Source organism: Serratia sp. BNK-33-b (assembly GCF_048684565.1).
Lineage (GTDB): Bacteria > Pseudomonadota > Gammaproteobacteria > Enterobacterales > Enterobacteriaceae > Serratia > Serratia marcescens.
Map to the genome: position 1 here is coordinate 2830246 of NZ_JBLQTZ010000001.1, position 20047 is coordinate 2850292.

Genomic DNA, 20047 nt, shown 5'->3' on the forward strand with positions numbered 1-20047 from the left:
ATGAGGGGCGCTTATCCCGGCCATTGGCCGAGTGTCACGCGGTCGTTGTCGCCGTAATCACGGTGGGTGGCGACAGCGGAAAATCCGGCAGCCTGCAGCAGCGCGCGCACTCTCTCGCCCTGCTGCCAACCATGTTCCAACAGCAGCCAACCCTGCGGCTGCAAATAGTGCGGCGCCTGGCGCACGATGGCGGCCAGATCCGCCAGCCCGTGATCGGCGGCGACCAGCGCGCTGCCCGGCTCGAAGCGCACGTCGCCCTGTGACAAATGCGGATCGGCTGCGTCGATATAGGGCGGATTGCTGGCGATCAGCGCAAAGCGTTGCCCCGCGACGGGCGCAAACCAGTTGCCCTGTAGAAATCGGACGTTGTCGATCCTCAGCTTGTGCGCATTGTGCTGCGCCAGCGCAACCGCCTCCGGCTGCACATCGACGCCGATAGCCGAACAATCCGGGCGCTCGCTGGCCAGCGCCAGCGTGATGGCGCCGGTGCCGGTGCCGAGATCGAGGAAGTGGCAGGATTGCGGCGGCAGGCGCGCCAGTGCCAGTTCCACCAGGCATTCGGTATCCGGGCGTGGGATCAGCGTCGCCGGCGAGACCGACAGAGGCAGCGACCAAAACTCGCGTTCACCCACCAGATAGGCCACCGGCTCACCGCGTTCGCGGCGCGCCAGCAGCGTCTCCAGCTGCTGTTGCTGCGGCGGCGTCAGCACGGTTTCCCCGAACGCCATCAGGAAGGTTCTGGCCTTGCCGGTCACGAAACCCAACAGGATTTCCGCATCGCGCCGGGCGCTGTCGCTGTGGATCAAACGCGCGGCGGCGGCTTTCAGCCAGTGTTGATAGTCCATCACTCTTGCTCGGCGGACAGCGCCGCCAGCTGATCGGCCTGATACTCCTGCACGATCGGCTGGATCAACATGTCCAGTTTGCCTTCCATCACCTCGTCCAGGCGGTAAAGCGTCAGGTTGATGCGGTGGTCGGTCACCCGCCCCTGCGGGAAGTTGTAGGTGCGGTTGCGATCGGAACGATCGCCGCTGCCCAGCAGGTTGCGGCGCGTGGACGCCTCGGCCTGCTGGCGCTTGGCCATCTCGGCGGCGCGAATGCGCGCGCCCAGCACCGACATCGCCTTGGCTTTGTTTTTGTGCTGCGAACGTTCGTCCTGGCACTCCACCACGATGCCGGTCGGCAGGTGGGTGATGCGGATCGCCGAGTCGGTGGTGTTAACGTGCTGGCCACCGGCGCCGGAGGAGCGGAAGGTGTCGATTTTCAGATCGCCCGGGTTGATGTCCGGCAGCTCGGCTTCCGGCACTTCCGGCATCACCGCCACGGTACAGGCGGAGGTGTGGATGCGCCCCTGGGATTCGGTTTCCGGCACACGCTGCACGCGGTGGCCGCCGGATTCAAACTTCAGCTGGCCGTACACGCCGTCGCCGGAAACTTTGGCGATCACTTCTTTGAAGCCGCCGTGTTCGCCTTCGTTGGCGCTCATCACCTCGACGCGCCAGCGGCGGCTTTCCGCATAGCGGCTGTACATGCGGAACAGATCGCCGGCGAAGATCGCCGCCTCATCGCCGCCGGTGCCGGCGCGCACTTCGAGGAAGCAGCTGCGCTCATCGTCCGGATCTTTCGGCAGCAGCAACACCTGCAGCTGCTGTTCCAGCGCTTCGCTGGTCGCCCGCGCCTGTTTCAGCTCTTCCTGCGCCATCTCGCGCATTTCCGGATCGTCCAGCATCATTTCCGCCGTCTCCAGATCCTCCTGCACCTGACGCCATTCCAGGAAGCAGCGGCTGACGTCGGTCAGCTGCGCGTATTCTCGCGACAGCGCGCGGAACCGGTCTTGCTCGGCGATGACGCCGGCATCGCCGAGCAGCGCCTGCACTTCTTCATGGCGCTCTTGTAACGCTTCCAGTTTGGCAACAATAGAAGGCTTCATGCGTGGTAATAAACCCTGTTAATAGAGAAAACTAATGCTGATCCAGCCCGAGGCTGTCGCGTAATAACTGCAACCGCTCCACGTCGCCGTCGCCGGCGGCCTGCTGGAGGGATTTGGTAGGGGCATGAATAAGACGGTTGGTCAGTTTATGGGCCAGCTCGTGAATAACCTGCTCCACGCTGGCGCCCTGCGCGATGGCGGCCAGCGCTTTGGCCTCCATCTCTGCGCGGATCTGGTCGGCCTGCGAACGGTAGTCGCGGATGGTTTCCACCGCGCCCTGCGAGCGCAGCCAGGCCATGAAGTTGGTGCTTTCCTGCTGCACGATCGACTCCGCCTGCACCGCCGCCGCTTTGCGCTGCGCCAGATTGCTTTGAATGATGGCGTGCAGATCGTCCACGCTGTACAGATAGGCGTTGGCCAGTTTGCCGACCTCCGGTTCGATATCGCGCGGTACGGCGATATCCACCAGCGGCATCGGCTGGTTGCGGCGCGCCTTCAGCGCGCGCTCCACCATCCCTTTTCCGATGATCGGCAGCGGGCTGGCGGTGGAACTGATGATGATGTCGGCGTCCGCCAGGCGTTCGTCGATCTCCGGCAGGGTGATCACTTCCGCGCCGACTTCGTCCGCCAGCAATTGCGCGCGCTCGCGGGTGCGGTTAGCGATGATCATGTGCCGCACTTTGTGCTCGCGCAGGTGGCGCGCCACCAGCTCGATGGTTTCACCGGCGCCCACCAGCAAGACGTTGAGATCGGCCAGCGATTCGAAGATCTGCCGCGCCAGCGTACAGGCGGCGAAAGCCACGGAGACCGCGCTGGCACCGATGTCGGTTTCGGTGCGCACGCGCTTGGCAACGGAGAAGGATTTCTGGAACAGCCGCTCCAGCTCGCCGGACAGCGACTGGCCGCGTTGGGATTCGGCGAAGGCCTTTTTCACCTGGCCGAGGATTTGCGGTTCGCCCAGCACCAGCGAGTCCAACCCGCTGGCCACCCGCATCAGATGGCTGACCGCGTCGTTGCCTTGATGCCAGTAGAGGCTTTTCTTCACCTCTTCCGGACGCAGGTTGTGGTAGGCGCACAGCCAGGCGACCAGCTGTTCGTGCATGTGCTCCTGCTGCTCCACGCTGAGGTACAGCTCGGTGCGGTTGCAGGTGGACAACACGACGCCGCCCTGCACCAACGGTTGTTGGAGCAAGCTGGTCAGCGCCTCATCGATGGACTCTGGCGAGAAGGTCACCCTTTCACGCAGAGAAACCGGAGCGGTTTTGTGATTTATACCTAACGCCAGCAGGGTCATTGCTTCGAGTAATACTTCTGTTGGTACGGGTTCTCGTTGAACGGCATTCTACTTGATGCGCGGGATCAATAAAAGTAACAACCGCATCTTCCGTTCAATCGCTGTCATAGACGACATCAATTAATGAATAAGTAATAAATACAGCGGGATAAATAGTCAAAGGGTAGGTTGATTGTTTAAATTTTAGCGCAGTTTGCGATGAGGCGCACGCTATTCGACGCACATAACGGCGGCGTTTGCGCAACTCTGCACCGCTTATCGGGAGCGCCTCCCCCGCCTTCAGGCGATTGTGTTACGCTTAATGGCAACCCCGACGCGCGCGCCGCGTTGGCACTACGCCGGTAAACGCGGCAAGATTCAACGCGATGCAGCAAAAAATTGACGCGCCGCCGGCGCCCCGTTAGCGTGAGCGCTGAATCCGGGTTTCGTCGCGCATGCCCGCAAGGACAAAAGGACAAGAAAAAGTTATGCCAATACGCAAAGTTAGTTTGCTCCGTCTGATCCCGCTGGCCAGCCTGGTGCTGGCCGCCTGTACCACCACCAAGCCGACCGGCCCGGCCACCAGCCCGACCTCACCGCAGTGGCGCGCCCATGAGCAGGCGGTGCAGCAGCTTAGCACCTATCAGACCCGCGGCTCTTTCGCCTACTTGTCTGATCAGAAAAAAGTCTATGCCCGCTTCTTCTGGCAACAGTTTTCGCCGGAGCGCTACCGCCTGCTGCTGACTAACCCGCTGGGCAGCACGGAAATGGATCTCAACGTACAGAAAAACGTGGTGCAGCTGACCGACAACCAGGGCAAACGCTACGTCAGCGACAACCCGGAAGAGATGATCCGCAAGCTGACCGGCATGGCGATCCCGCTGAACAACCTGCGCCAGTGGATGGTCGGCCTGCCGGGCGAAGCCAGCGATTTTGCGCTGGATGACCAATATCGACTGAGCAAACTGACCTACCAGCAAGGCGGCCAGACCTGGAAAGTGGATTACCAGAGCTACAGCACCGAGGTGCAGCCGACGCTGCCGAACCGTCTGGAGCTGCAGCAGGGCAACCAGCGCATCAAGCTGAAAATGGATAACTGGACGCTCAAATGATCCGCCAGTGGCCCTCCCCCGCGAAACTCAACCTGTTTCTGTACATCACCGGCCGTCGTGAAGACGGCTATCACCTGCTGCAAACGCTGTTCCAGTTTTTGGACTACGGCGACACCCTGACCATTGACCCGCGCCAGGACGATCGCATTAACCTGCTGACGCCGGTCGACGGCGTGCCGGACGAGCAGAACCTGATCGTGCGCGCCGCCCGCCTGCTGCAGCGCTATTGTGATGAACAGGGTCTGCAGACCGCGCCGCGCGGCGCCGACATCAGCATCGACAAGCGCCTGCCGATGGGCGGCGGTTTGGGCGGCGGCTCCTCCAACGCCGCCACCGTGCTGGTGGCGCTGAACGAACTGTGGCGCTGCGGTCTTGGCGACGACCAACTGGCTGCATTGGGGCTCAGCCTCGGCGCCGACGTGCCGGTGTTCGTGCGCGGCCACGCCGCCTTCGCCGAAGGCATCGGCGAGCGTCTGCAGCCGGCCGAGCCGCAGGAAAAATGGTATCTGGTGGCGCATCCCGGCGTCGGCATCCCGACGCCGGTTATCTTCGGCGACCCCGAATTAAAAAGAAACACCCCGGTTCGCTCCTTAAGTGAGCTGTTGCAGGCGCCGTACGCAAATGATTGCGAACCGATCGCAAGAAAACGTTTTCGCGAGGTTGAACAGCTTCTTTCATGGCTGTTAGAATACGCCCCGTCACGCCTGACTGGCACAGGTGCTTGTGTGTTTGCTGAATTCGACACAGAAATCGCCGCCCGTCAGGTGTTAAATCAAGCCCCGGAGTGGTTGTGTGGTTTTGTAGCGCGCGGCGTTAACGTCTCCCCACTACATCGCATTCGTTCCGGGCGGTTTGAGTCGTAGCTCAACGTTTCGCTGCGCAGGGTCATGCACACCTGGCCCTGTTATCCCTGCGCTGCCTGCGGTCTCAATTTTAGTTTTACATACCCGTATGTATATTGCGCCGGCGTCGCCGACTGCCCCTTGGCGATGTCGCATGACAATATCTTCTCTGGACGCAAGCCTGAGGTTCTTCTCGTGCCTGATATGAAGCTTTTTGCTGGTAACGCCACCCCGGAACTAGCACAACGTATTGCCAACCGTTTGTACACCAGCCTTGGTGACGCCGCTGTAGGTCGTTTTAGCGACGGCGAAGTGAGCGTGCAAATCAACGAAAATGTACGCGGCGGTGATATTTTCATCATCCAGTCCACCTGTGCCCCGACCAACGACAACCTGATGGAACTGGTTGTGATGGTCGACGCCCTGCGTCGCGCCTCCGCAGGTCGTATTACCGCCGTTATCCCTTACTTCGGCTATGCCCGCCAGGATCGCCGCGTGCGTTCCGCGCGTGTGCCAATCACCGCCAAGGTTGTCGCCGATTTCCTCTCCAGCGTAGGGGTTGACCGCGTTCTGACGGTGGATCTGCATGCTGAGCAGATTCAAGGCTTCTTCGACGTACCGGTAGACAACGTGTTCGGCAGCCCGATCCTGCTGGAAGACATGCTGCAGCAGAACCTGGAAAACCCGATCGTGGTTTCCCCGGACATCGGCGGCGTCGTGCGCGCCCGCGCCATCGCCAAACTGCTGAACGACACCGATATGGCCATCATCGACAAACGCCGCCCGCGCGCGAACGTTTCTCAGGTGATGCACATCATCGGTGACGTGGCAGGCCGCGACTGCGTGCTGGTCGACGACATGATCGACACCGGCGGCACCTTGTGTAAAGCGGCTGAAGCGTTGAAAGAACGCGGTGCCAAGCGCGTATTCGCCTACGCGACGCACCCGATCTTCTCCGGCAACGCCGTGGACAACATCAAGAACTCGGTGATTGATGAAGTGATCGTCTGCGACACCATTCCGCTGTCGCCGGAAATTAAGGCACTGAAAAACGTTCGCACTCTGACCCTGTCCGGCATGCTGGCTGAAGCCATCCGCCGCATCAGCAACGAAGAGTCGATCTCTGCGATGTTCGAGCATTGATCCGTCATCTTTCCGGTGCGGCGCCCACTGCGCCGGAAAGATAGCGCGCTCGACAGCAGAAAAAGAAAAACCCGTTGGTGCGTGAGCAACAACGGGTTTTCTACTCGTAGTCCGACATGACCTCAAACCTTAATGCACGGCAGATGTTCCCTTGCCCTGCTCTTGCTTCCCTTCTGCTTTTTTAATCAATGCGACGAACGATGTTGATCGTTGCGGCACCGTTTATCAAAGTGTTTTACCCACCAGTAGCGATCCGCCACCTGCTCGCGGCCGCCGATACGCGCGCCCACCAGCCACAACAGCGCGCCGACGAAGATGCTCATGATGGCGCCGTGGGCAAAAAACTGCGGCAGATTGAACTGGGATACTTCAGCAATAATGGAGTATCCGACACCGCCGATCATCACGACCAGCCCCAGCCCCATAAAAAAGTTGCCCACTCTGTCCGCGCTTCTACGTTTCATATGCCACCTCCATGATTGCCATGTGCCAACCGGGATAACGCTGCAACTTGTTAACCCACTTTGATAAGTTAAGTATAGTCCCTGTTGCGGCAAGGGGATTGCGGAGGCGATCACAAATGGTAAAGAATTATTGACACTTCTTAACACGGCGCTGAAAATTAGCGGACAAATTGAATTATTCAGCTAATGAATCACTCGCCTTTCTTACCTAAGGTGACGGCAGAGATCGGGTTTTGTCATTCACCGCCCCGACAGGTAGACTAAGGCCCTTTCCATTACCCTGATCATAGCGAATCTCCCAGTGAGCAGTATTAAATTGATAGTCGGCCTCGCCAACCCGGGCGCGGAATACGCCCAGACACGCCACAACGCCGGCGCCTGGTACGTCGATCTGCTGGCCCAGCGCCACAATCAGCAGTTAAAAGAAGAGAGCAAGTTCTTCGGCTACACCGCCCGTTTGAACCTGGCGGGCAACGACGTGCGCCTGCTGGTGCCGACCACCTTCATGAACCTGAGCGGCAAAGCGGTGTTGGCGATGGCCAATTTCTATCGCATCGAACCCAACGAGATCCTGGTGGCGCACGACGAGCTGGATCTGCCGCCCGGCGTGGCCAAAATCAAGCTCGGCGGCGGCAACGGCGGCCACAACGGCCTGAAAGACATCCAGAACAAGTTCGGCAACAACCCGAACTTCTACCGCCTGCGCATCGGCATCGGCCATCCGGGCGACAAGAACAAGGTGGTGGGCTTCGTGCTCGGCAAGCCGCCGGCCGGCGAGCAGAAGATGATCGACGAAGCGATCGACGAATCGCTGCGCTGCACCGAGATGCTGATGAAGGACGGGCTGGAAAAAACCGTTCAGCGCCTGCACAGCTTCAAGGCGCAGGCCTGAACCTTGCCGCAGCGGGCGCCCTGCCCGCTGCCTGCTTTTAGCCGCGCGGGTTGAAGGTCTCCTCGCCCACGCGGCGCTCATCGGCGGTGAAGCCCTCTTCCGCCACATAATACTGCGGATCGTCCAGCTCATGGCTGCAGAACGGCCCGGCGCGCTTGAGCAGGCGCACGCAGTCAGCGCTCAGGTGGCGCAGACGAATGCTTTTCCCCGCCGCCAGATAGCGCGCCGTCAGCTTATCGATCGCCTCTACGCCGCTGGAATCCATCACCCGGGTGCCGGCAAAATCCAGCACCACGCTCTGCGGATCGCTCTGCGGGTCGAACAGCTCGGCGAAAGCCGCAGCAGAGCCGAAGAACAGCGGGCCATCCAGTTGATACACCGCCACGTCGCCCGTTACCTGCCGCTGACGCACGCGGATGCGCGCCTGCTGCCAGGCGAACACCAGCGCCGAAATAATCACCCCGCTGATCACCGCCACCGCCAGATCGGTAAAGATGGTGATCAGCGTGACGGCGACCATCACCAGCGCGTCCGCCTTCGGCATGCGGCGCAAGCGACGCAGCGAGCTCCACTCGAAGGTGTTGTAACACACCACCAGCATCACCCCGGCCAGCGCCGCCACCGGCAGCAGGCCGATATAGCGCGACAGGCTGACCACGAACAGGATCAGCAGGATGGCGCCTACCGTGCCGGAGATGCGCCCGCGCCCGCCCGAGGTGAAGTTGATGATCGACTGGCCGATCATCGCGCAGCCGGCGAAGCAGCCGAACAGGCCGCATACCGCGTTACCGGCGCCCTGCGCGATACTCTCGCGGTTGCCGTTGCCCTTCTTGCCGCCCATTTCATCCAGCACCGTCATGGTCAGCAGCGATTCGATCAAACCGACCAGGGCGATCACCACCGCATAGGGCAGCACCACCCGCACCATCTCCAGGGTAAACGGCGCCGTCGGCAGGCTGAAGTGCGGCAGCGCGCCGGAAATGTCCGCCAGGTCGCCCACCCGCAGCGTGTGCAGGTTGAGGCCGATCGCCAATGCCGAGACCACCAGCAGCGCCGCCAGCGAAGACGGAATGGCTTTGGTCAGGCACGGGAACAGCACCACCACCGCAATCGCCAGCGCCACCAGGCCGTACATCAGCGGGCCCTGCCCGGCGATCATCTTCAGCTGCGCCAGCATGATGACGATCGCCAGACCGTTGACGAAGCCGTGGATCGCCGGCAGCGGCACCAGACGAATGAACTTGCCCAGCCGGAAGGCGCCGATCAGAATTTGGATCCCCCCGGCAAACAGCGTGGCCCACAGCACGTAACCCATACCGTACTGCGCCGCCAGACTCATCAGCACCACCACAATGGAGCCGGCGGCGCCGGAAACCATGCCCGGCTTGCCGCCGAACAGCGCCGTGACCAGGCCGATAATAAACGCGGTATGCAAACCGACGATCGGCGAAAGACCGGCGACCAGCGAAAAGCCGACCGCCTCGGGGATCATCGAAACCGCCACCACAAAGCCCGCCAGGACTTCATTTTTAACGTCCGCGATCCTGACGTTACTCAGGTTAAACATGCATTATTCACTTATGACAGATGACATCATCTCCCCGCGTAGCGGGTATGGGGTACCGCAAGGCGCGGCAGAGTGCAGGCGGGCACAGCTCAGGGTGGCGTAGGCAAGAAATACATCCGGCGCGTTTCCTGTCGGTTAATCGAAACGGCCAGTATGGGTAAATGTGATCCAAATCTCAATCAAAAACCGGTCGCCCGCGCTGCGCTCACCCCCGCCAAGCAAGTCTGATCGAGATAAACGCCCATTACGTGTATAATGGCGGCATTATTTTGCCCTTTATGCAGTCGGTTAAACCTAACCAGCTGATAGTTAAGATATTTAAGGTGATTACAACATGGGATTCAAATGCGGTATCGTCGGCCTGCCTAACGTAGGCAAATCCACCCTGTTCAACGCGTTGACCAAAGCGGGCATTGAAGCAGCCAACTTCCCGTTCTGCACCATTGAACCGAACACCGGTGTGGTGCCGATGCCCGATCCGCGTCTGGATAAGCTGGCCGAGATCGTCAAGCCGCAGCGCATTCTGCCGACCACCATGGAATTCGTCGACATCGCCGGCCTGGTGAAAGGCGCGTCCAAGGGTGAAGGCCTGGGCAACCAGTTCCTGACCAACATCCGCGAAACCGAAGCCATCGGCCACGTGGTGCGCTGCTTCGAGAACGACAACATCATCCACGTCAACAACAAGGTCGATCCGGCCGAAGACATCGACGTCATCAACACCGAGCTGGCGCTGTCTGACCTGGACACCTGCGAGCGCGCCATCCACCGCGTGCAGAAGAAAGCCAAAGGCGGCGACAAAGACGCCAAGGCCGAGCTGGCGGCGCTGGAGAAATGCCTGCCGCACCTGGAAAACGCCGGCATGCTGCGCGCGCTGGATCTGACCGCGGAAGACAAGGCGGCGATCAAATACCTGAGCTTCCTGACGCTGAAGCCGACCATGTACATCGCCAACGTCAACGAAGACGGCTTCGAGAACAACCCGTACCTGGACACCGTGCGTAAAATCGCCGACGCCGAAGGCTCCGTGGTGGTCGCCGTGTGCGCCGCCGTGGAATCCGACATCGCCGAGCTGGAAGACGAAGAGCGCGACGAATTCATGGCCGAGCTGGGTCTGGAAGAGCCGGGCCTGAACCGCGTGATCCGCGCCGGTTACGAGCTGCTGAACCTGCAGACCTACTTCACCGCCGGCGTGAAAGAAGTGCGCGCCTGGACCATCCCGGTCGGCGCGACCGCTCCGCAGGCGGCCGGCAAGATCCACACCGACTTCGAGAAAGGCTTTATCCGCGCGCAAACCATCGCCTTTGACGACTTCATCACCTACAAGGGTGAGCAAGGCGCCAAGGAAGCCGGCAAAATGCGCTCCGAAGGTAAAGACTACATCGTCAAAGACGGCGACGTGATGAACTTCTTGTTCAACGTCTAAATAAAATTCATTGTCTCATGAGGTTTGGCTGAATCTCATAAGAATCGCAAAAAGCTATAAAATCCACGCAATTGCGTGGATTTTTTTCATTGACCTTGCCCCAAAATCCTGCGCCATTCAGAAACAGAATTCCGGCATGATCCAGACTCCCTGAACAGAGGTGAGTACAGATAATGCGATTATGTTAAATAAATCAATAACTTGAAATTTCGATGCTGTTACAGACATCTGCCCTCCATAATTCGTTTGGCTGTGACACAACGCCCTTCCGCTTTCTGGCAGAATCGAAAGACAGCGCACTGCGCTAAACTTCAGCCAGCTTAGTTGAACAGAATCACCTGAGTGACGAGAGCAACAGGCGTAAAAAAGGCCGCTGAAGCGGCCTGATTAGACGATACGGCATCGTCAATCCAGGCCGTTGCTAAACACCCATGCTTAAAAACAGATCTAACTTAGGATGTTTTCCCTTTTGCACGCGACCCCTGTAAAATTGGCTCGCGAGACAAGGATTTAGAGGGCGTGAAAGGCGCCGTATGGATTATGGAGATATTTCAATGAAATTTTTGAAGATAGTACTGACTGCCGCTGTGTTTGTCGCTGCGCCCACATGGGCAGGAGATTTGACTGGGCCTCAAAAAAATGCCGCTAGATCTGCGAAGCAGTATCTCAGTGTGGCGGGCTTTTCACGGGACGGACTGATTCAGCAACTCTCATCGGATGCAGGGGATGGTTACGAGATTTCTGACGCAACGGTAGCCGTGGACAGCCTGAACATTGATTGGAACCAGGAGGCGGTGAAATCGGCCAAGCAGTATCTCAGTATGATGGGCTTCTCGTGCAAAGGCCTCATTCATCAACTTTCCTCAAGTGCCGGAGACAAATACACCGTTGACCAGGCAACCTACGGCGCAAAACAGGCAGGTGGCTGCTAAAACACGGCGTGGCTCAAACGATGGTGACACTTGTGCCACTGAATTCCATTGCGCCGGTGTTTGTTCCCTCCGCATGCGGGTTTTATTCACGTTGGATAATATCCTTTTTCCAAGCGGCCCCCCTGTTAACTCAGCCTGGCGACGGGAATGGTCGCACAGGCGCGTTGTGTTTCAGGGGGGACAGTCATTCGTGACGTGATCCCCTGGCCGGCAAGATCCCATCAACGAATTCCACGGTGATTAACGGCTTCTACTGATCGACTGTTCGACCTGTTTAACCTGTTCCGCGAACTTGCCGGCCTGCTTGATGTGTTCAATACGCGCTAGCACTTTCTGAGTCTCGCCCAGATATTCAGTCATATTAGTCAGTGGCAGCGCTTGATAATACCCATGCGCGGTACTGAAGCCATGATACCGGAGCTGCAGCAGCAGGCTCAGAAAAGCCTCATCCTTCTTGACTTGGCGATCGACCCATTTCCGTACTGCCTGGATCCCGCTAATATCACGCCATGCCCAGATATATCTATTCAGCAGGGGAAAGGCCGCCAACTGTTTGGTGATGGCCAGGCTGTTCAGTCTCTTCCCCATGGTTTTCTGTAAGATGACGACGTTACTCCGCTCCATCCACTCTTCCAGCTGATGGCCCGTTCTGTCTCCGACTATCCCATGTTGCCACAGCAGGTGACGGACATACTCAGCGCCCCAGTACCAGGCTTTCCCAAGCTGGAGTTGTGCAGTCAGGAACTTATTGGTAGATGTGACATCCTCACGTAGCATTCGTTGGATTAGCCGATCGGCCACGCTGTAGGTATCCAGGTCCTGCAGCTCAAACCACTCGTTGTCTTGCCGATAGCGTTTCACCATGTCATCCCCGTTGTCGAAGAAGAACTGCAGCAGACCCTGGCACTCGGCCAGCGTTCTGGAATCAATCAGGGGGGATGTTAGCTCGGCCAGCATGTGCTCAAACCAGGTGCGGGAAGATAAGTTCTTTTTTCTCTGGATATGACCGAGCAGGCGTTGTGCCAGTTCCTGCTGCAATACGCTGGCCGACCGGCTCAAGGCCCTGGAAAGCCACGGCCTTATCGAAAAGCGGCAATACCAAACGCGCCCCGCTCGTTATGAGTATCTGCCGACGGAGAAAGGAAAAGATCTCGGGTTGCTGGTGATGGCGATGATTCAGATTGGCGACAAATAGAATCTGTCCGAGCTGGCCGGGCCGCCGCTGCGCGTAGTTGACCGCGCGACCGGCCACCCCGCTACCTTGCCCGTGGTAGATGCCGTGACCGGCGAATCGCTGCCGCCGCAAAGCTTGGCGCTGGCGGCCGGGCCCGGCGCCGACGAAATGACGCGATGGCGGCTGGCCGTCGTCCAGGCCCGTTAACGGCGCGCTACAACAGCGCAATCATCTTCAGCAGTTCCACCCGATTACGGATGCCGAACTTCTTGCCGGCATTGTTGAGGTGCGAATAAACGGTTTTCGGGTGCAAATTCAGCCGCCGCGCGGTCTGGCGGATATCTTCGGTGCGGGCGGTTTCACACAGTACCGCCGCCTCGCCAGGCGTGATCGCCGCCGCCCGATGCCGGTTCACCACGCGCCGTTCGCCCGCCGCTTCACGGCGGACTAGCGCCGCGCAGGTTTCCCGCACCACCTGCAGCGCTTCCCGTTTGTGCAAAATCGCATCCGGCCGCGCCGCCGCGATAAATGCCAGGATCAGCGGCGAAGTCTTATCGACGAAGAACAGTATCCGGACGTCTTTATATTCAGCGCGGCAAAGGTCAACAAACCTCAAATAGGCTTCGAACCGATAGATTTCATGGGGAAAATCCATGATAATTAAATCAGGCGCCGGGCTTATATTTTTAACGATGTTAATATTAGGCGCAGATAAGGTTATCACCCCACCCCCCAATAATGTTTTCATACCTAACCGGCACAACGACGAACCGTCGATATAAATCACTCTCACTTTAATTCTCCTTATCAGCATGAAAACATGCTTCCACACCTTAGGCAGCTTGTCGCTGTTCTTTTTTGGGGTAATTCGCTTGCAAAGCACACCGATATAAAACATCTTGATAACATGTTTTTCAAATAATCACGCAGCAGTCAGCACGTTGATTAATACGCAAAAAAGGCATGAATGTTTCAAATTATTTCATAAGCAAAAACTGACAACCCAATAAAAACGCAACACAATGATATAGATCTATTTTCCATTTTGTATGACATAAGGGAAAATGAAAATAAATGTAACAACCCACACCACCACCTTATTACCATGCGGAAAACACCTATAGGGAAAATTCTTAGTTTGTTAGGATGAAAATCCATGTTTGCCGACGCGTTTAAAAAACAATTGCGCAACATGATTAATCAACAAACGCACGTCAGTAATTTATTACTGTCAGGAAAGCTTTTCTCTAAAGTTAATTAAAGGGCATTTCACATGAATGTTAAATTAGTCGCATTATCCATGCTGGCTCTCACCGGCGCCTGTGCGGCCGCCTCATCCAATACCGTGCAATTCAAAGGCGAAGTCAGCACGCAAACCTGTTCGGTGAATATTAACGGCAACCAATCCAACCCGGTCGTGTTGCTGCCGACCGTCGCCGCCAGCAAACTCGCCGCCAAAGGCGCCACCGCCGGCGACACCACCTTTACCGTTAACGTGACGGGCTGCGCCGCGGCGACCAGCGATACGGCGATCAAAACCGTGCTGGCGGGCAACAACCCGACTACCAACGGCAACCTGGGCAACGCGGGCGATGCGGCCAAGGTGTCCATTCAACTGCTGGACAGCGACGCCACCACGCCGCTGTCATTCGCCAGCGGTTCGACCGTCACCACCTCCGCGATGACGCTGGCGAAGGACGCCACCTCCACCTCACAGAATCTGGTGGCCCGCTACTACGCGGAAGACACCGGCGTGGCGGCCGGTTCGGTGATCGCCACCGCCCAGTTCGCCATTAGCTACAAATAAGCCGGCGTCAGGCGCCATACCTGTTGATGCCAGCGCCGTTCCTTAGCGGGCGGCGCTGAATGACTCGCTCCCTTTATCGGTTCACGTTTATGCCGCAGATAACCCGCTCCGCCCGCCGATGGGCCGCCCTGTCGCTTTGCCTGATGAGTTTTGCCGCCACCCACGCCTTGGCCAGCGTAACGCTGCTCGGCAACCGCGTGATCTACCCCGCCGAGGCGCGGGAAAAAACGCTGCAGTTCACCAATGACGACGGCACCCCGGCGCTGATGCAGATCTGGCTCGACATCAATAACCCGCAGTCAACGCCGGAAAACGCCGATGCGCCCTTTGTCGCCTCGCCGCAAATCTTCCGCATGAATCCGCACAGCGGGCAAATGGTGCGGCTGTCGTTCGTCGGCCAGCCGCTGGCGCGCGATCGCGAATCGCTGTTCTACCTCAACTTCCTGCAGGTGCCCGCCGTGCGTCAGACGGACAGCGACAAGAACAAACTGCTGCTGGTGGTCACCAATCGACTGAAGGTGTTCTATCGCCCCGCCGGGCTGGCCGGCGACGCCAACCACGTCATCGATCGCCTTAGCCTGCGCCAGGTCGGCAACGCGCTGCGCGTCGACAACCCGACCGGCTACTACGCCAACGTCAGCCAGGCCGCGATCCTGAGCGGCGCGAAACGCACCGTGATCCCGCAGGCGGATCTGATCCCGCCGTTTTCACAGGCCAGTTGGCCGGTGAACGGGGAGGTGCGGCAGGTCACGCTGCGCGTCATCAATGACTATGGGGTGGAAATCACGCGCACCCTTAACGTCGCGCGCTGAAACCAGACAGGGAGGTTTTCATGTTCGATGTCCGCAAGGCGACGCCGCTGCCCGCGCGCTGGTGCTGCGCGCTGCTGGCGCTGCCGCTGGGCTGCGCCGCCGCCGACGGCTATACCTTCGATCCCGCGCTGCTGCGCGGCAGCGTGCTGAGCAACAGCGCCCTGAGCCAGTTCAACCAACAGGACGCCGTCGCCCCCGGCAGCTATCAGATCGATCTGTACATCAACGGCCAGTTTCTCGAGCGCGACCAAATTCGCTTCGTGCGCGCAGACAAGCAGGTGCTGCCCTGTTTCGATCGGCCGCAGCTGACACGCTTCGGGCTGAAGAATCCGCCGGCGGCCGAGGCGGAATGCCTGCTGCCCGGCCGGGATCTCAAAGACATCGCGGTGAACGCCGATATCTCGCGGCTACGGCTGGATCTGAGCATTCCGCAGGCGCTGTTGAACGGCCAGCCGCGCGGCAGCGTCAACCCCGCCAGCCTGGACAGCGGCGAATCGATGGCCTTCGTCAATTACAACCTCAACCAGTACCACGTCAGCTACCAGCAGGGGCAAACCCGCGACCTCGATTCGACCTACGCCAACCTGAACGGCGGGTTCAACCTCGGGCTATGGCGCTACCGTCAGCAGTCCAGCTACCGCTACGATCGGGAGTTCGGCGGTCACCTGGACACCAGCCGCCGCTACGTGCAGCGCGCAATCCTGCCCTGGCGCAGCGAAATGCTGTTGGGCGAAGGCTTTACCGACGGGCACTTCTTCTCTGGCCTGGGCTTTCGCGGCATTCAGCTCAGTTCGGACGATCGCATGCTGCCGGATTCACAGCGCGGCTATGCACCGGTGGTGCGCGGCGTGGCGAAAAGCAACGCGCGCGTGACGGTGCTGCAGGGCAAAAGCACGCTGTACGAAACCACCGTAGCGCCGGGGCCGTTCGCCATCAACGATCTGTACGCCACCAACTACGCCGGCGATCTGACCGTAGTGGTGACCGAAGCCGACGGCAGCGTCAGCACCTTCACCGTGCCGTTCGCCGCGGTGCCGGAATCCATTCGCCCCGGCCAGTCGCGCTACTCCGCCATCGTCGGCCGTTCCCGCTACGTCGGCGACAACGATCTGTTCAGCGAAGTGACCTGGCAGCACGGCCTGACCAACGCCCTGACCTTCAACCTCGGCAATCAGCTGGCGGACGGCTATCAGGCGATGATGCTGGGCGGCGTGTACAGCAACGAACTGGGCGCCTTCGGCATGGACACCACCTATTCCCACGCCAGCCTGCCGGACGGCGGCGCCTCCGGCTGGATGCTGCATCTCTCTTACAGCCGAACCTTCAGCCCGACGGACACCACCTTATCCATCGCCGGCTACCGCTACTCTACCGAAGGCTTTCGCGATCTCAGCGACGTGCTCGGCGTGCGGCGCGCCGCCGTTACCGGCCAAAACTGGCAGTCCGACTCCTACCGCCAGCGTTCGCGTTTCGAGGTGGCCGTCAATCAGGGCATGGGCGCGTTCGGCAGCCTGACGATGTCCGGCTCGACTCAGGACTACCGCGATCAGCGCGGCCGCGACAATCAGCTCCAGCTGGGCTGGGGGAAAACCTTCGGCAACGGCGTGGCGCTTAACCTCTCCGTCACCCGCACCCGCAGCCTGGGCTACAGCAACGGCGACTACCGCGGCTACGGGCCGCTGGATAACGTCTACAGCGCGCCGCTGGCGCAGAACGCGCAGACCGTCACCGCCCTGTCGCTGAGCTTCCCGCTCGGGCGTTCATCATCCGCCCCCAGCGTCTCGCTGCTGGCCAACCACAGCCAGGGTCAGGGCGGCAACTATCAGGCTGCGCTGTCGGGCAGCGTCGGCGACGAACAGCCGGTCAGTTACGGCCTGAACTTCACCACCGACGACGATCGCCAACAAAGCATCTGGGGCGGCAACCTGCAAACCCGCCTGCCTTACGCCAACGTCACCGGCTCGTTCTCCACCGCGCGCCAGTACCGACAAGGCTCCCTGTCGCTGCAGGGCGCGGTGGTGGCGCACCGCGGCGGCGTGACATTAGGGCCGTATGTCGGTGACACCTTCGCCCTGATCGAGGCGCCCGGCGCCAACGGCGCGCAGGTGATGGACGGCCAAGGCGCGCGTGTCGATCGCTTCGGCTATGCGCTGGCGCCGGCGCTGGTGCCCTATCACTACAACACCGTCGCGCTGAACCCCGAGGGCATGAATGACAAAGCGGAACTGGAAGACGGCCAGCGGCGCGTCGCGCCGTACGCCGGCGCCACGGTGCGCCTGCGCTTCAACACCGTGCGCGGCCAGGCGCTGCTGATCACCGCGCAGCGGCCCGATAACGCGCCGATCCCGATGGGCGCCAACGTATTGGATAAGGCGGGGAACAGCGTGGGCATGGTCGGCCAGGCCAATCAGGTGTATCTGCGCAGCGACCGGAATGCCGGTGTGCTGACGCTGAACTGGGGCGACGCGCCCGGTCAGCAGTGCACGCTGCATTACCGCCTGCCCGTCGCGGAAGACAGCCCGATCCAACGGCTCAGCGCCCCGTGCCGCTAGCCCGTTTAACTTATCTCAGGAGAGACGATGAAACGCATTTCTTATCTGGTCGCCGCCCCGGTGCTGTTCGCCCTGTCGCTGTTCGGCGCGCCCGCGGCGCTGGCGCAATGCACGCGGGTCGCCCCCTGGATCGACTCCGGCTGCGATCCTTGCGGGGTGGGCACGGCGCTGGGTCGGGTCAACCTGACCAGCACCTATCTGCAGCCCGTCGGCACGCCGCTCGGCACCAGCGTGTTCGATCTGACCTCCGGCACCCGCTATCCCGATCCCAATAAGGTGCTGTATGAATGCGATGCCGGCGATGTCGGGCAAATTTATGAAGTCTTCGCCACCAACGGCGACGATCGCGTCGGCGGCTATTACGATCTGGGCGCCAGGGACGGCAACCCCAACTATTACGCCACCTACTTCCCTTACGTCGGCATCCGTTTGACCCACCTGGATTCCGGCAAGGTTTTTACCCGTTACTGGCAGTCGGCGCCGATTACCCGCTACGCCACCGTGGGCAACAAAATCCAGATCCGGGTGAAAGACTTCAGCGCCATCCGCGCCGATCTGATCCGCATCAGCTCGCTGCCGGGCGCGGGCGCCAGCAACTACTGCGGCTACAGCGCCGGCAACCCGCTGGTGGGCATGGCGTCGACCACCGGCAATTCGAACTATACCTGCACGCAGCCGAACGGCTATGTCACCTTTCAGGGGCCCGGCATCGCCTCGGATCCTATCGGCAGCGATTCCGCCACCAACTACGCCACCTGGGGCACCGGGCGCTGGAATGCGATGGGCATGGGCACCGCACCGATCTCTTCGCTGACCTATACCGCCACCTGCGTGGCGCGCAACGTCACGCCGCTGGTGATCCTGCCGACCCTCTCCGTCAGCCAGTTGACCGCCGGGCAAACCTCACAGGCGCAGTTCACCCTCAATATCGAATGTGACAACGCCGCCGTGTCCGGCGTCAGCAGCAACAATACCGCCCTCGGCCTGCAGGTGCCGTATGAAAGCTATGTCGCGGCGCAGCGACTCGGGTTGGTCAGCGCCAACGGCGGCGTGAGTTACCTGCTCTCCAGCGGCTACGGCACCGACAGCAGCGTCGCTACCGGCGTGGGCATCGCGCTCGCCAACGCCGGCAACGGCGCGCCGATGAACTTTGTCGGCTGGGCGCGCTGCAGCGCCGGGCAATGCCCGCAGGGCAACGACGCCGGCTGGTATCCGGTGCTCAACGGCGCCAGCGGCGGCGGCAGCACCGCGGCGGGGTTTACCCACTACACCACCCAGCTCACCGCCACGCTCGCCCGGCTGCCTGGCCAAACCGTCACCGCCGGCAAGGTGGACGCCAGGGCCTACGTCTGGGTTAAGGTGCAATGATGAGAAAGAAATGCCTGATTATGGGATGCGCCCTGCTGCTGGCGCTGGCTTCCATCGGCGCGCAGGCGGGCATCATCGCCTCCGCCACGCGGGTGATCTTTCACGAGGGCGAGACGGAAAAAACCCTGATGCTGCTCAACACCAACGGCTATCCGATCGTGGCGCAAACCTGGGTCGATAACGGTGACGTCAACGCCGCCCCCGAACTGTCCCGCGCGCCGTTTGTCACCCTGCCGAGCGTATTCGCCCTGCAGCCTTCGGCGCTGAAAGGGCTGCGGATCCTGTTTGCCGGCGCGAGCCTGCCCGCCGACAGGGAGTCGGTGTTCTGGCTTAACCTGTATGAGATCCCGCCCAGCCGGCCGGCCACGCCGCCGCTGGCGTCGCGCGTGACGCTGGCGATGAACACGCAGATGAAAATCTTCTACCGCCCCAGCGCGCTGAAGGGAAACGCCGACAACGCGGCCAAGGTCGTTTCGTTCACGCTGCAAAAATCACCGGGCGGCTATCTGCTGCGCTGTCACAACCGGTCGGCGTTTTATCTCTCGTTCGCTCGCATCACCGTGCAAACCGACAGGCGCGATGCCCCGGTGCGGCAAGAAAGCGACATGATGACCGCGCCATTCAGCACGCGAGATTATCACCTGGACAACGTTGCAGCGTCGGAACTTCCCTCTCAGATCACCGTTCAGGCCACCCTCATCAACGACCAGGGCCAACAGATCGTCAAGTCATACACAGCAAACCCATAACGAT

Annotated in this window: 19 protein-coding genes; 12 read left to right on the forward strand and 7 right to left on the reverse strand. The window is 60.3% G+C overall.

The window, feature by feature from the left end; genetic code table 11:
- Positions 1 to 11 precede the first annotated feature (11 nt).
- The 3 genes from prmC to hemA are packed head-to-tail and all read right to left on the reverse strand — an operon-like array spanning position 12 to position 3224.
- Positions 12 to 845 (reverse strand): peptide chain release factor N(5)-glutamine methyltransferase, encoded by an 834-nt coding sequence (gene prmC / locus ACMGGK_RS13470; RefSeq protein WP_420276950.1) that lies wholly within the window; start codon positions 843 to 845, stop codon positions 12 to 14.
- Positions 845 to 1930, reverse strand: a complete 1086-nt coding sequence (gene prfA, locus ACMGGK_RS13475) for a peptide chain release factor 1 (RefSeq protein ID WP_016928099.1) — start codon at positions 1928 to 1930, stop codon at positions 845 to 847. The genes prmC and prfA overlap by 1 nt, the downstream gene beginning before the upstream one ends.
- Before the next feature lie 31 nt (positions 1931 to 1961).
- On the reverse strand, positions 1962 to 3224 hold the full coding sequence (gene hemA, locus ACMGGK_RS13480; RefSeq protein ID WP_420278079.1) for a glutamyl-tRNA reductase: 1263 nt from the start codon (positions 3222 to 3224) through the stop codon (positions 1962 to 1964).
- Positions 3225 to 3691: 467 nt separating this feature from the next.
- Between hemA and lolB the strand changes: the two genes are divergently transcribed.
- The 3 genes from lolB to prs all read left to right on the forward strand — a co-directional run bounded on the left by lolB (position 3692) and on the right by prs (position 6300).
- Positions 3692 to 4315 (forward strand): lipoprotein insertase outer membrane protein LolB, encoded by a 624-nt coding sequence (lolB, locus tag ACMGGK_RS13485; RefSeq protein ID WP_171403479.1) that lies wholly within the window; start codon positions 3692 to 3694, stop codon positions 4313 to 4315.
- Positions 4312 to 5178 carry a 4-(cytidine 5'-diphospho)-2-C-methyl-D-erythritol kinase gene (gene ispE / locus ACMGGK_RS13490; protein WP_016928102.1) on the forward strand — a complete coding sequence of 289 codons (867 nt, stop codon included), beginning with the start codon at positions 4312 to 4314 and terminating at the stop codon, positions 5176 to 5178. Before lolB ends, ispE begins: the two co-directional genes overlap by 4 nt.
- Before the next feature lie 174 nt (positions 5179 to 5352).
- The gene (gene prs / locus ACMGGK_RS13495) at positions 5353 to 6300 is read left to right on the forward strand and encodes a ribose-phosphate diphosphokinase (RefSeq protein ID WP_004941061.1); all 948 of its coding nucleotides are present in this window, start codon (positions 5353 to 5355) and stop codon (positions 6298 to 6300) included.
- A gap of 185 nt (positions 6301 to 6485) precedes the next feature.
- Here prs and ychH read toward each other — a convergent pair whose 3' ends face one another.
- The gene (gene ychH, locus ACMGGK_RS13500; RefSeq protein WP_004941056.1) at positions 6486 to 6764 is read right to left on the reverse strand and encodes a stress-induced protein YchH; all 279 of its coding nucleotides are present in this window, start codon (positions 6762 to 6764) and stop codon (positions 6486 to 6488) included.
- 301 nt (positions 6765 to 7065) lie between these two features.
- Between ychH and pth the strand changes: the two genes are divergently transcribed.
- On the forward strand, positions 7066 to 7656 hold the full coding sequence (gene pth / locus ACMGGK_RS13505; protein WP_028128042.1) for an aminoacyl-tRNA hydrolase: 591 nt from the start codon (positions 7066 to 7068) through the stop codon (positions 7654 to 7656).
- A gap of 37 nt (positions 7657 to 7693) precedes the next feature.
- On the opposite strand, the gene ACMGGK_RS13510 is transcribed toward pth, so the two are convergent.
- Entirely contained in the window at positions 7694 to 9223 is a 1530-nt protein-coding gene (locus ACMGGK_RS13510; protein WP_420276951.1) for a SulP family inorganic anion transporter, read from the reverse strand.
- A 334-nt stretch (positions 9224 to 9557) separates the two neighbouring features.
- On the opposite strand from ACMGGK_RS13510, the gene ychF reads away from it, so the two are divergent.
- Together ychF and ACMGGK_RS13520 are read left to right on the forward strand one after the other, a co-directional pair.
- On the forward strand, positions 9558 to 10649 hold the full coding sequence (gene ychF / locus ACMGGK_RS13515) for a redox-regulated ATPase YchF (protein WP_004941048.1): 1092 nt from the start codon (positions 9558 to 9560) through the stop codon (positions 10647 to 10649).
- Positions 10650 to 11182: 533 nt separating this feature from the next.
- Positions 11183 to 11581, forward strand: coding sequence for an Ltp family lipoprotein (locus ACMGGK_RS13520; RefSeq protein WP_197754746.1), 399 nt, complete (start codon positions 11183 to 11185; stop codon positions 11579 to 11581).
- Between the two features lie 240 nt (positions 11582 to 11821).
- Here the strand turns inward: ACMGGK_RS13520 and ACMGGK_RS13525 are convergent, their stop codons facing one another.
- The gene (locus tag ACMGGK_RS13525; RefSeq protein ID WP_049300670.1) at positions 11822 to 12619 is read right to left on the reverse strand and encodes a hypothetical protein; all 798 of its coding nucleotides are present in this window, start codon (positions 12617 to 12619) and stop codon (positions 11822 to 11824) included.
- Between the two features lie 43 nt (positions 12620 to 12662).
- Here ACMGGK_RS13525 and ACMGGK_RS13530 point away from each other — a divergent pair, with 43 nt between their 5' ends.
- On the forward strand, positions 12663 to 12776 hold the full coding sequence (locus tag ACMGGK_RS13530) for a hypothetical protein (RefSeq protein WP_239666341.1): 114 nt from the start codon (positions 12663 to 12665) through the stop codon (positions 12774 to 12776).
- Between the two features lie 193 nt (positions 12777 to 12969).
- Here the strand turns inward: ACMGGK_RS13530 and ACMGGK_RS13535 are convergent, their stop codons facing one another.
- A complete protein-coding gene (locus ACMGGK_RS13535; protein ID WP_228988403.1) occupies positions 12970 to 13653 on the reverse strand; it encodes a helix-turn-helix transcriptional regulator in 684 nt (227 codons plus the stop codon).
- Positions 13654 to 14028: 375 nt separating this feature from the next.
- On the opposite strand from ACMGGK_RS13535, the gene ACMGGK_RS13540 reads away from it, so the two are divergent.
- The 5 genes from ACMGGK_RS13540 to ACMGGK_RS13560 are packed head-to-tail and all read left to right on the forward strand — an operon-like array spanning position 14029 to position 20043.
- Positions 14029 to 14562 carry a fimbrial protein gene (locus ACMGGK_RS13540; protein WP_028128040.1) on the forward strand — a complete coding sequence of 178 codons (534 nt, stop codon included), beginning with the start codon at positions 14029 to 14031 and terminating at the stop codon, positions 14560 to 14562.
- Positions 14563 to 14621: 59 nt separating this feature from the next.
- Complete coding sequence (locus ACMGGK_RS13545; RefSeq protein ID WP_239666340.1) at positions 14622 to 15374, forward strand: molecular chaperone; 753 nt, start codon at positions 14622 to 14624, stop codon at positions 15372 to 15374.
- A 20-nt stretch (positions 15375 to 15394) separates the two neighbouring features.
- On the forward strand, positions 15395 to 17926 hold the full coding sequence (locus ACMGGK_RS13550) for a fimbria/pilus outer membrane usher protein (protein WP_420276953.1): 2532 nt from the start codon (positions 15395 to 15397) through the stop codon (positions 17924 to 17926).
- 27 nt (positions 17927 to 17953) lie between these two features.
- On the forward strand, positions 17954 to 19294 hold the full coding sequence (locus tag ACMGGK_RS13555) for a fimbrial protein (RefSeq protein ID WP_197754742.1): 1341 nt from the start codon (positions 17954 to 17956) through the stop codon (positions 19292 to 19294).
- Positions 19294 to 20043 carry a molecular chaperone gene (locus ACMGGK_RS13560; RefSeq protein WP_028128038.1) on the forward strand — a complete coding sequence of 250 codons (750 nt, stop codon included), beginning with the start codon at positions 19294 to 19296 and terminating at the stop codon, positions 20041 to 20043. Before ACMGGK_RS13555 ends, ACMGGK_RS13560 begins: the two co-directional genes overlap by 1 nt.
- Positions 20044 to 20047 lie beyond the last annotated feature (4 nt).

Coding starts and splice junctions, on each gene's coding strand:
- prmC (WP_420276950.1), bottom strand. CDS start 845: ATGGACTATCAACACTGGCTGAAAGCCGCCGCCGCGCGTTTGATCCAC.
- prfA (WP_016928099.1), bottom strand. CDS start 1,930: ATGAAGCCTTCTATTGTTGCCAAACTGGAAGCGTTACAAGAGCGCCAT.
- hemA (WP_420278079.1), bottom strand. CDS start 3,224: ATGACCCTGCTGGCGTTAGGTATAAATCACAAAACCGCTCCGGTTTCT.
- lolB (WP_171403479.1), top strand. CDS start 3,692: ATGCCAATACGCAAAGTTAGTTTGCTCCGTCTGATCCCGCTGGCCAGC.
- ispE (WP_016928102.1), top strand. CDS start 4,312: ATGATCCGCCAGTGGCCCTCCCCCGCGAAACTCAACCTGTTTCTGTAC.
- ychH (WP_004941056.1), bottom strand. CDS start 6,764: ATGAAACGTAGAAGCGCGGACAGAGTGGGCAACTTTTTTATGGGGCTG.
- ACMGGK_RS13510 (WP_420276951.1), bottom strand. CDS start 9,223: ATGTTTAACCTGAGTAACGTCAGGATCGCGGACGTTAAAAATGAAGTC.
- ychF (WP_004941048.1), top strand. CDS start 9,558: ATGGGATTCAAATGCGGTATCGTCGGCCTGCCTAACGTAGGCAAATCC.
- ACMGGK_RS13520 (WP_197754746.1), top strand. CDS start 11,183: ATGGATTATGGAGATATTTCAATGAAATTTTTGAAGATAGTACTGACT.
- ACMGGK_RS13535 (WP_228988403.1), bottom strand. CDS start 13,653: ATGTTTTATATCGGTGTGCTTTGCAAGCGAATTACCCCAAAAAAGAAC.
- ACMGGK_RS13540 (WP_028128040.1), top strand. CDS start 14,029: ATGAATGTTAAATTAGTCGCATTATCCATGCTGGCTCTCACCGGCGCC.
- ACMGGK_RS13545 (WP_239666340.1), top strand. CDS start 14,622: ATGACTCGCTCCCTTTATCGGTTCACGTTTATGCCGCAGATAACCCGC.
- ACMGGK_RS13550 (WP_420276953.1), top strand. CDS start 15,395: ATGTTCGATGTCCGCAAGGCGACGCCGCTGCCCGCGCGCTGGTGCTGC.
- ACMGGK_RS13555 (WP_197754742.1), top strand. CDS start 17,954: ATGAAACGCATTTCTTATCTGGTCGCCGCCCCGGTGCTGTTCGCCCTG.
- ACMGGK_RS13560 (WP_028128038.1), top strand. CDS start 19,294: ATGAGAAAGAAATGCCTGATTATGGGATGCGCCCTGCTGCTGGCGCTG.